Source organism: Okeania sp. SIO2F4 (assembly GCF_010672385.1).
Taxonomy (GTDB): Bacteria; Cyanobacteriota; Cyanobacteriia; order Cyanobacteriales; family Microcoleaceae; genus Trichodesmium.
Genome location: NZ_JAAHGT010000312.1, coordinates 1 through 9,670 on the forward strand (window position 1 = coordinate 1; position 9,670 = coordinate 9,670).

Sequence of the window (9,670 nt, forward strand, 5' to 3'; positions counted from 1 at the left end):
TTGTTTTGACAATGGTATTTGTCTTGAGGCGATCGCTACATTTTTTCAAAGCATTGGTGGAGCAAGTGCGGCAGCTACATCGCTCTATTTACCATACGCTATATATAGTGTCTTTGCGTAAGTCCTGATAATTAATATCTGGCGGAGATTACGACCAATTCATCCCAGCGTTAAACTGCCAAAATTATCCCCACAAAACCAGAAAACTTCAAAGTAGAAAACAAGAGCTGTTAACACTGGGGAAACAAATCGATGACATTGAGGCTCAACTATTAGAAGAGCAAGCTAAGGCCAGGGAATTTAATAATTCCCTGGAAAAATGCCAAATCATCGATCGCCTCAAAAGCGCTTCTATGCAATCCGAAGGTTTCTGGGATGGTCTAGTTGCAGTTATTCAAGAAGTGTTTCCATCTAGTGAGGACGTCGCCAAGAGCAATGACGTCGAAGACAGTGACGACGGTATCCAGACACTTGTAAATAAGTATTCGGAGTTTTAAAAATGCTATCTAAATTATCCCAACAAGAGAAAGAGGAAATCGTTTTCAATTCATTGGTATTGAGACACGCTGTCGATGCGATTTCATCGACATCTAAAGAGAGTGTCCAGTCTATACTTGGCCGACTAACAACGACTGCTGAGGCTTACTTGCAGGCGTTATCGGCAGCCCAGATCGATCGTATGATCGCGACTAACGACCAGGTACGAGCTAGTGAAGAGGCTACTCCGGTGACAGGTGTTGCGTATATTGCTATCGGCAATGATTTATCGGAACCAGGCAAGTAATTTCATTGAACTAAAAGTTAATCAAGAGCAAGTTTGAGTGCTTGCTCTTGATTCTGGACTATACTTTTGTTGCCACCGTAAATGACTGGCAGCAGACAAATGCTGAGACACGATATCGTCCAACACCTGCCTATTATAGATTTTCCATTAAGGACAGAAAAAGGATGTCTTCTTTGCTACACCCTGCTGTTCGAGTTAACGTTAGATATTTAGACTATTTAGAATCTAAAGGATTTCTTGCTTGGGAAGAATTAGCTGTAGAATTTGATTCTCATCCCAGAACTGTTGAAATCCGGTGTGCAAAACCATCTAACCACTTTGACTTGATTTGTACTAAAGATGGTTGTCAATTAAATCAAAAACTAACCGCTTGATAACGCGCCAACGGGTAAGCGGAGAAACTGCTGTCAACTTATGACAGCAGTCGCGGGTTCGCCCGTACTAGACTAGGGGGTATTTGCTTTGACAAAAATGTGAGCCTCCGGGCTTTTCCTTCATTGTGAGTAAGCCTCCTAGTCTGTAAATTCCAAAGTTTTGAGAGTAATTTGAGTTCTCACACGAGGGCTTTCAGGCGAATTGTAAATTTTGGAATTTTTCACTCAACCCCATAAAACCGCCGTGATAAACAGAATAATTGGTGGGGACGTTGGCAAAAACTCTCTGGTTTGTTGGGAGCTTTCAGAGCTACCCTTGGATTTGCGCGCGCATTTCAGGAAAAACAAGAGAACTAAGCGCAATGATGAACTAACTTTTTACTTAAATTCTGCCAGTGTAGAAAAATTTGTAGAATTTATTGATGGTTCGGATTGCCTTGCGTTGGAACCGACCGGGAAAAATTATTCCGAACTTTGGGCGACTATTGCACAGACTCACGGAGTATCAGTAAAGTGGATTGGTCATCCTGAAGTCAAGTATCTGAGGAAGTCGGAGCGACTTCCTGATAAAAACGACCAAGCTGATGCTCTTGCTCTAGCGACCTATGCGATTAAAAACTGGGAAAAGGAAACTGCTTTTATCCGATTTGAACCTGGAGCGATTGCTCAAATAAATGAGATTTATCTGGATATAAAAGGGCTTAAAGCTAATAATACAGCTACTATTAACAGGGTAAGAGCTAAACTGGCTAGTTCGTTTCCAGAGGTTGCATTTTTAAGGTATGACCCTGGTGTAGATGGCTTTTCGCCGTTGTTTGCTTGGGTTGCATAACGGGAACGATATACAGATAGAGGTAAGAAAAAGTACGATCGCCTCTACCAAGATTCAGTCGGTTTGAAATACGGAAAAGTTATTACTCCCCATACTCGGTACTTAGCCAATCAAATCTGCGATCATCATATTCAGGAAGCTTTACTCAGAAGTAATTTATCGGATTTAGTTTACGATCGCTCGGAGTTTTCAAAGTTTAACCAAGTTTTTGATTTATTTGGGTTTGGGTTGATGGTTAGAGCTATGCTGCTAGTCCGCACTTATCCATTGAGCAGGTTTGAATCGGAAGGCGCATTTAAGCGACGGTTGGGGTTCGGCCAGGAGGAAAGGTCAAGCGGCCAAGTCGAGAGCTTTAGTAGTTCAGGGTCTAGACTTGCCAAGTCCGAGCTTTATAACTGGAGTAGGACTTCTGTCGGTAAGAAGCGATTAGTTTCTCAAGTTGGTTTAGAGATTCAGGCTAAGTTTGAAGAGTATAAGGCTAAGTTAAATAGTAAATCTGAAGGCCAAGATAAAGAACAGACTGGAAAGTTTACTAATTTAGTCCATTCTCGGACTGTGGCCTTTACATTAAGGCGGTTGTTTCCTCTGCTGAAATCTAATTGTGTTGGTAAAAAAACTGATTAAATGTTGTAGAGTAATCTAAATATCGCTGTCAGGACTAGCATCACAAGAACTCTTGCTTTGTCCAAAACATATTTATAATTATACCGAATGTCCAATATTTACTTTGATTCAGAAAACAATTCCAAATCTTTTGAGTTACCAGGCGCGAGGCCACATTATAACCCAGACCGTCCAGGTCAAGTAGAACATATTTTCCTCGATCTAGAACTTGACATTCCTAACAAAAATTTTCACGGCACTTGTACTATTACCTTGAACCCTGTCAGGAGTGGTATTGATAAATTAACTCTTGATGCAGTTGACCTAGAAATTAATTCTGTTAAAATCAACGACACGGAACAAACCTTTGACTATGATGGCAACGAATTAGACATTTACCTACAACCAGTCACCACAACAGGTCAACAAATTAAAGTAGCGATCGCCTACAGTTCCAATAACCCCCAAAGAGGTATCTACTTTATTGCTCCCAACGAACATTACCCAAACAAACCTACCCAAGTTTGGACTCAAGGGGAAGATGAAGACTCTCGTTTCTGGTTTCCCTGTTTCGACTATCCTGGTCAACTATCAACTTCAGAAATTCGTGTCAAAGTACCCCATAAATTTATTGCTATTTCTAATGGTGAACTTATCCAGACTGAAGAGAATGGAAATGATAAAATTTATCACTGGATGCAAAAACAAGTTCATCCTACATATTTAATGACTTTAGCAGTAGGTAAGTTTGCCGAAATTCAAGATGAATGGAATGGTATTCCTGTAACTTATTATGTAGATAAAAAACGCCAAGATGATGCTCGGCGCACTATGGGTAAAACTCCTGAAATGATAGAATTTTTTAGTCAAGAATTTGGCTATAAATATCCTTATCCTAAATATGCTCAAGTTTGTGTCAGTGATTTTATTTTTGGTGGTATGGAAAATACCTCCACAACTTTACTTACAGACAGATGTTTATTAGACGAAAAAGCTGCTTTAGATAACCGTAATTCTGAAAGTTTAGTTGCTCACGAACTAGCACATCAATGGTTCGGAGATTTGATAGTAATTAAACATTGGTCTCATGCTTGGATTAAAGAAGGAATGGCTTCTTATTCGGAAGTATTATGGACGGCAAACCAGTATGGTCAAGATGATGCTGCTTATTACCTTTTGAAGGAAGCTCGAAGTTATATTGCTGAGGATAGAGGTCGTTATCGTCGCCCTATTGTAACTAATATTTATCGAGAAGCAATTGAACTTTATGACCGCCATCTTTATGAAAAAGGTGCTTGTGTTTATCAGATGATTAAAACAGAATTAGGAGCTGAATTATTTACTAAAGCTATTCATAATTTTGTTCAAAGTAATGCTCATAAAACTGTTGAGACTATCGATTTATTAAGAGCAATTGAACAGGCAACCGGACACAATTTATTATTCTTATTCGATCAATATGTTTTTCGGGGCGGTCATCCAGATTATAAAGTTAATTATTCTTGGGATGGTAATAGTAAATTAGCTAAAATTACTGTCACACAAATCATCGCTAAAAATGACAAAAATAGTGATGTAAGGAAAGGATTATTTGACCTCAAAATTCCTATTGCTTTTGGTTATATGAAAGAAGAAAAACCAGAACTAATTAACTTTACTGTACGCGTACACGAACAGGAACAAACTTTCTATTTCCCCCTTTCAGAAAAACCAAAATTCATCAGTTTTGATGTGGGTAATAATTATCTGAAAACAGTGAAATTAGAATATCCATTAGCGGAACTGAAAGCGCAATTACAATTTGACCCAGACCCCATATCTCGCATTTATGCTGCTGAAGCATTGGTTAAAAAAGGTGGTTTAGAAGTTGTGAAAGTGCTGTCCAAGGCACTAATAGATGAACCTTTTTGGGGTGTGCGGGTTGAAGTTGCCAAACAACTAGGGAAAATTAAACTAGACCAAGTTTTTGATGGTTTAGCTGTAGGTTTAAAAGACGAAGATGCTCGCGTGCGTCGTGCTGTGGTGGAAGCACTAACACAAATAAAAACCAATGAAAGTTATAAATTGCTCAAGTCTTTAGTGAAAAATGGGGATGCTAGTTATTATGTGGAAGCTGCTGCTGTGTCTGGTATTGGAGATATTGCTGCTGCTAATGCTAACTCTGATGAAAAACCCATTGGGGAAAAAGCAATTAAGTTATTGAAGTGGGTATTGAAAGAGAAAAAGGGTTGGAATGAGGTAGTACGTTCGGGTGCAATATCAGGTTTGGGTAAGATGAAGACTTCTGAAACTGCTCTCAATCTGATTTTGAAATACACTGCTATTAGTGTACCGCAAGCGTTACGTTTGAATGCTATTCGCGTATTGGGAACTATTTCTACTGCTCAGTCTCCTGTGAATTTAGAACGAATTTTGCAACGACTGACAGAATTATCGCGGGAAACGTTTTTCTTGACTCAGGTTTCTGTAGTTGCTGCCTTATCGCAAATGGAAACTGCTGGAGCAATTCAAATATTGCAGAGTTTAGCTGACCAGACTCCTGATGGCAGGGTGCGTCGTCGTGCTGAGGAAGCAGTACAGAAGGTACAGAAAAATATTGGTTCTGATAAAGCGCTGAAACAGTTGCGGGATGAACTGGATAAGATGAAAAAAGAAAATCAGGAATTGAGGAGTCGTTTGGAAAATTTAGAAGCGAAGGCGAAAGGAACCTAGTGCGAGCATATTTATGTGGGGAATGAGTAAGGAGCGAGCAACCACCGAAGACCTCTACCCCAGCCCCTCTCCTGCAAGGAGAGGGGGGATAGACTCCCCCAACGCTAGCACTTAAGGGGGTTGGGGGGTTAGGTTTTTTCAACTCACATTTTCAAGCTAGACACGCTACTACTGTGGTCTAGCGTGCAGGAAAACCGCTGTATTGGAGATGTATATTTATCAGTTGAAAAAGTTGATATTTTAAGCAGACAAGATTAGAATTAAAGGTAAATTGACCAATTCTAAATTCTGAATTCTGAATTCTATAAGGAGTATAAATATGACTCAAACAACACCCAGAAAAGTACCCAGGGGTAAGCCACTATTTAGCGATCGCTTACCTCTTTCCCCAGAAGAAAGAGCAAGACGCAAAGCACAAAAAGAAGCTTTTGCCAGTCGATGTCGGGAAATTTTTTGGCGAGTTTATCCAGACTTGGTGAAAGAACATTACGACTGGTTTATTTATATTGAACCAGATAGTGGAGATTATTTTCTGGATTGCGATCGGGATGTTGCCCGCCAAAAAGCTAAACAAAAATACCCTCGTGCTTTATTGATGGCAATGCGTGTTAATGAAACGGGAACAGTCGGGAAAATATGATTCAAGGATACTTTGGTGACAAAGGAGAGTTATTTTTTGAAATAGAGTTAATAGCTGCAGACGGTTCGAGAATAATAGTTGATGCTTTGTTAGATACTGGTTTTACTGATTGGTTGGCAGTAGATACTCAAGATGTAGAAAGCTTGGGATGGCATTTTCAAGAACAAGAAGAAAGGCGGACAGCATTGGGAGTAGCAACTTTTAATTTGTACCAAGGTTCAGTTTGTTTTGACGGTCAAGAAATGAAGGTTCCTGTTGTTGTTGGTGATGGAATACCAGAGATTTTAATCGGTTTGCCTTGGCTGGAAGATAGGCGGTTGGTAGTTGATAAAAAAGCTGGTATCCTCACTTTATCAATGGATAATGGATAATTGATAATTAATTCCCATTAGAATTAAAAGTAAATTCTATAACTAGGCGATCGCTCCCATTCATATGCCATTTCCATTTACTAACAAAACATAATAAATAAAGAGGTAAAATATGAGTCATAAATTGCAAAAAATAGATACTTTATATGAACGTGACTTTCTGGCGTGGTGTGAGGATACTGCTGCTAAACTAAAAGCTAAAGATATAGAAAATTTAGACTGGGAAAATCTGATTGAGGAGATTGAAACTTTGGGGAGAAGTGAACGTCGAGAATTGAATAGTCGATTAACAGTATTGCTGACTCATATTCTGAAGCGAATGTATGTTAATAGTCCTGAAAATTTTCAGGGATGGGAACTTACAATTAGAGAACAAAGGCGAAAAATCAAAGAATTGTTGACAGATTCTCCTAGTCTCAAACCTTATTTAGAAGAAATATTGGCTAAGGTTTATACCAACGCATTAGATGATGTAAAATTTGAGTATCAAGAAACTGAATTTCCCTCATTTTTGGCGTTTAATACTAATATTAATTCCTTATTATTTGAAACATACTGGAAATAAGGAATAGCAAATAGGTATTACAATTGAACCATAATAATAAAATAAATTAGAGAAGGGAAAAAATGGCTGCTAAGGATAAATTTCATGCTGTAGTTAGAATTGCTTTGGAAAAGGAGGAATGGCAGATAACCGACGATCCCCTGCTACTGGAAGTAGGTGGAACTAAATTTGAAATTGATTTAGGTGCAGAACAACTATTAGCAGCAGAGCGTGGTGAAGAAAAAATTGCAGTTGAGATTAAAAGTTTTTTGAGTGATTCGCCATTGACAGATTACCATGGTGCTTTAGGACAGTTCTTGAATTATCGGTTAGCTTTAGAAATTAGTGAACCAACACGAATTTTATATTTAGCAATACCTGTGCTTACTTATAATACTTTTTTTAAGCGGGAATTTGCCCAAATATCTTTAGAAAGATATGAAATAAAACTAATTATTTATGACCCAATACAGGAGGTAATTGTACAATGGATACCTTAGAATCTTATCGTAATATTATTCAGTCTTTATTAACAGTTTATGCTGCTATTCCTATAGCAAATGGTCAGATAGATTCTTACACGGTTTTTGATACAAAACAAGACCATTACATGGTTATGAATGTGGGATGGGATGGTTATCGGCGAGCTTATGGTTGTGTTTTACATTTGGATATTAAAGGAGAAAAGATTTGGATAGAGCAAAATATGACCGAAATGAGAATTGCTCAAAAACTTGTGGAGCAAGGAGTACCAAAAGAAGATATTGTTCTGGGATTTCAAGCTCCTGAAATGCGGGAATATACTGATTATGGAGTTGTTTAATTGAGGAAAAGAATTTTAATTTAGAATTAAAAGTAAATTCTATAATTAGGCGATCGCTCTTTTTCAATTATCAGTTATCCTTTTCCACTATCTGTCTCATCTTGACTCTCACCAATTGTTTGTTGTGCAACATGGCGAATATGAAGAATCCGAACAATCGAAACTTCTTGACTTTCTACAATAGTGAAAATAATTCGATATGAATTACGCCCCCTACCATAGAGAAGTTGCCGAATTTCTTTGCTGAAGTAGTTATTTTCCCGTGCTAAAGGACAACGTCTAGGCATTTCTGACAGAGATTCAATAGTTTTTAATAGCTCTTGATACCAATTTCTTGCTGTTTCAATTGGTGCCACTTGACATAACCATTGAAATGCTTTATCTGCTTCTGCTTTTGCAACGCTGGAAATTTCTATTTGATATGTCATTAGTCAGGGAATAGGGAATAGGGAATAGGGAATAGGGAACGAATACAACTAATAGTTTTAGGTTTAGTTTAAAGCTATAAATTATATTTATGACGTTGCGCTTCAGCAAATTCATCAAAAGAACTAAATCGACCATTTTCAAAATCATCTAATCCTTGCTGAATACCTTTAATAGCTGCTTCGGTATCGGCAGTTTCCCAGTCTAAAACTCTGGCAAGTAATTCGCTGGCAACTACGGAAATATCTTGTCCCTGTTGAGTTGCTTTTTCCTGGAGTCGTGCTTCTAATTCTGGTGTTAGGTTGATTGTAATTGACATAATATATTGTTGATAATTTAATGTTGTTTATTTTAACATAATCAGGAGCGATCGCTCTTTTTCAGTTATCAGCAAAACTGAGCAGACAAGAAAACCTTTACCTGTAAATGGTTTGAGGTTTAATCAGCCAACCCTAACTATTGGACAATAGATGAATAAAACATCAATCTACGGAAAAGCAGGTATTTTTTTGGTTCTAAAAAGCCTAAAACCTTTATCTGTAAATAGTTTGAGATTAAATAAGCAAGCCCTAACTATTGTACAATAGATGAATAAAATATCAATCTCGGAAAAATCAGCAATATAGCTCCTTTCTCTGACTAAAATAGCGATCGCTTCAAAGAAAAATTGACATAAGGTCTGACTTTTTGCTAAGATATACTTAGGGAGTAGGTTGGGTTGAGGAACGAAACCCAACAATAGTCAGGTTTTGTTGGGTTTCACTCCGTTCTACCCAACCTACATTCTACTTTTACTCTAATTGCTAGCGCTACTATTACGGTAATTGTAACTTCTGTTCTGAAATCATAAGCAAGGAGCTTTTCAGTTATCAGTTATCAGCAAAACTGAGCAGACAAGATTTGATATCCCCACACACTCCACCCTCCTTGTCTAGCTCTGTTGTTGTTGCCGACAATGTTGGAGATTTTCTTGCACAATTTTAGTATGGGGATGTTCCTCTCCTAATTTTTCCTCTAAAATATCCAGTGCTTCTTTGTACAAAGGTTCTGCTGCTTCATATTTCCCTTGAGAAGCATACAATTTTGCCAGGTTGTTGATATGGATGGCAATGGAGGGATGATTAGCTGGCAGGGCAATTTTGACGATTTCTATGCCTTGGAGGTACAAAGGTTCTGCTGCTGCATATTTCCCTTGAGATTCATATAATATAGCTAGGTCGCTGAGGTGAGTGGCAAGGGAGGGATGATTAGCTGGCAGGGCAATTTTGACGATTTCTATGGCTTGGAGGTACAAAAGTTCTGCTGCTTCATATTTCCCTTGAGATTCATATAACCTTCCCATGTTGTTAAGGTCAATGGCAAGAGAGGGATGATTAGCTGGCAGGGCAATTTTGACGATTTCTATGGCTTGGAGGTACAAAGGTTCTGCTTCCGAGTATTTCCCTTGAGATTTATATAATCCTGCTAGGTTGTTGAGGCGAGTGGCAAGGGAGGGATGATTAGGAGGCAGAGCAATTTTATCGATTTCGATGGCTTGGAGGTACAAAGGTTCTGCTTCCGA

At 38.3% G+C, this 9,670-nt stretch carries 12 protein-coding genes; 9 read left to right on the plus strand and 3 right to left on the minus strand.

Going from position 1 to position 9,670, the window contains the following annotated elements; translation table 11 throughout:
- Positions 1–825: 825 nt before the first annotated feature.
- The 9 genes from F6K22_RS19620 to F6K22_RS19660 all read left to right on the plus strand — a co-directional run bounded on the left by F6K22_RS19620 (position 826) and on the right by F6K22_RS19660 (position 7,683).
- Positions 826–1,158: a hypothetical protein gene (locus F6K22_RS19620; RefSeq protein WP_293101458.1), complete on the plus strand. Its 333-nt coding sequence runs from the start codon at positions 826–828 to the stop codon at positions 1,156–1,158.
- 211 nt (positions 1,159–1,369) lie between these two features.
- Positions 1,370–1,990, plus strand: a complete 621-nt coding sequence (locus F6K22_RS19625; protein WP_293101461.1) for an IS110 family transposase — start codon at positions 1,370–1,372, stop codon at positions 1,988–1,990.
- A 63-nt stretch (positions 1,991–2,053) separates the two neighbouring features.
- A complete protein-coding gene (locus F6K22_RS19630) occupies positions 2,054–2,614 on the plus strand; it encodes a transposase (protein ID WP_293101463.1) in 561 nt (186 codons plus the stop codon).
- Positions 2,615–2,701: 87 nt separating this feature from the next.
- Entirely contained in the window at positions 2,702–5,305 is a 2,604-nt protein-coding gene (locus tag F6K22_RS19635; RefSeq protein WP_293101466.1) for a M1 family metallopeptidase, read from the plus strand.
- Between the two features lie 319 nt (positions 5,306–5,624).
- Positions 5,625–5,945 carry a hypothetical protein gene (locus F6K22_RS19640; RefSeq protein ID WP_293101468.1) on the plus strand — a complete coding sequence of 107 codons (321 nt, stop codon included), beginning with the start codon at positions 5,625–5,627 and terminating at the stop codon, positions 5,943–5,945.
- The gene (locus tag F6K22_RS19645; RefSeq protein ID WP_293101471.1) at positions 5,942–6,316 is read left to right on the plus strand and encodes an aspartyl protease; all 375 of its coding nucleotides are present in this window, start codon (positions 5,942–5,944) and stop codon (positions 6,314–6,316) included. The genes F6K22_RS19640 and F6K22_RS19645 overlap by 4 nt, the downstream gene beginning before the upstream one ends.
- 112 nt (positions 6,317–6,428) lie before the next feature.
- On the plus strand, positions 6,429–6,881 hold the full coding sequence (locus F6K22_RS19650; protein WP_293101474.1) for a DUF29 domain-containing protein: 453 nt from the start codon (positions 6,429–6,431) through the stop codon (positions 6,879–6,881).
- A gap of 62 nt (positions 6,882–6,943) precedes the next feature.
- Positions 6,944–7,360: a XisH family protein gene (locus F6K22_RS19655; protein ID WP_293101476.1), complete on the plus strand. Its 417-nt coding sequence runs from the start codon at positions 6,944–6,946 to the stop codon at positions 7,358–7,360.
- Positions 7,348–7,683, plus strand: coding sequence for a XisI protein (locus F6K22_RS19660; RefSeq protein ID WP_293101479.1), 336 nt, complete (start codon positions 7,348–7,350; stop codon positions 7,681–7,683). The genes F6K22_RS19655 and F6K22_RS19660 overlap by 13 nt, the downstream gene beginning before the upstream one ends.
- Before the next feature lie 74 nt (positions 7,684–7,757).
- Here the strand turns inward: F6K22_RS19660 and F6K22_RS19665 are convergent, their stop codons facing one another.
- The 3 genes from F6K22_RS19665 to F6K22_RS19675 all read right to left on the minus strand — a co-directional run.
- The gene (locus F6K22_RS19665; RefSeq protein ID WP_293101482.1) at positions 7,758–8,111 is read right to left on the minus strand and encodes a type II toxin-antitoxin system RelE/ParE family toxin; all 354 of its coding nucleotides are present in this window, start codon (positions 8,109–8,111) and stop codon (positions 7,758–7,760) included.
- Positions 8,112–8,185: 74 nt separating this feature from the next.
- The gene (locus tag F6K22_RS19670) at positions 8,186–8,428 is read right to left on the minus strand and encodes a hypothetical protein (RefSeq protein WP_293101485.1); all 243 of its coding nucleotides are present in this window, start codon (positions 8,426–8,428) and stop codon (positions 8,186–8,188) included.
- A 612-nt stretch (positions 8,429–9,040) separates the two neighbouring features.
- On the minus strand, positions 9,041–9,670 hold a 630-nt coding region (locus tag F6K22_RS19675; RefSeq protein ID WP_293101488.1), incomplete at its 5' end, for a tetratricopeptide repeat protein.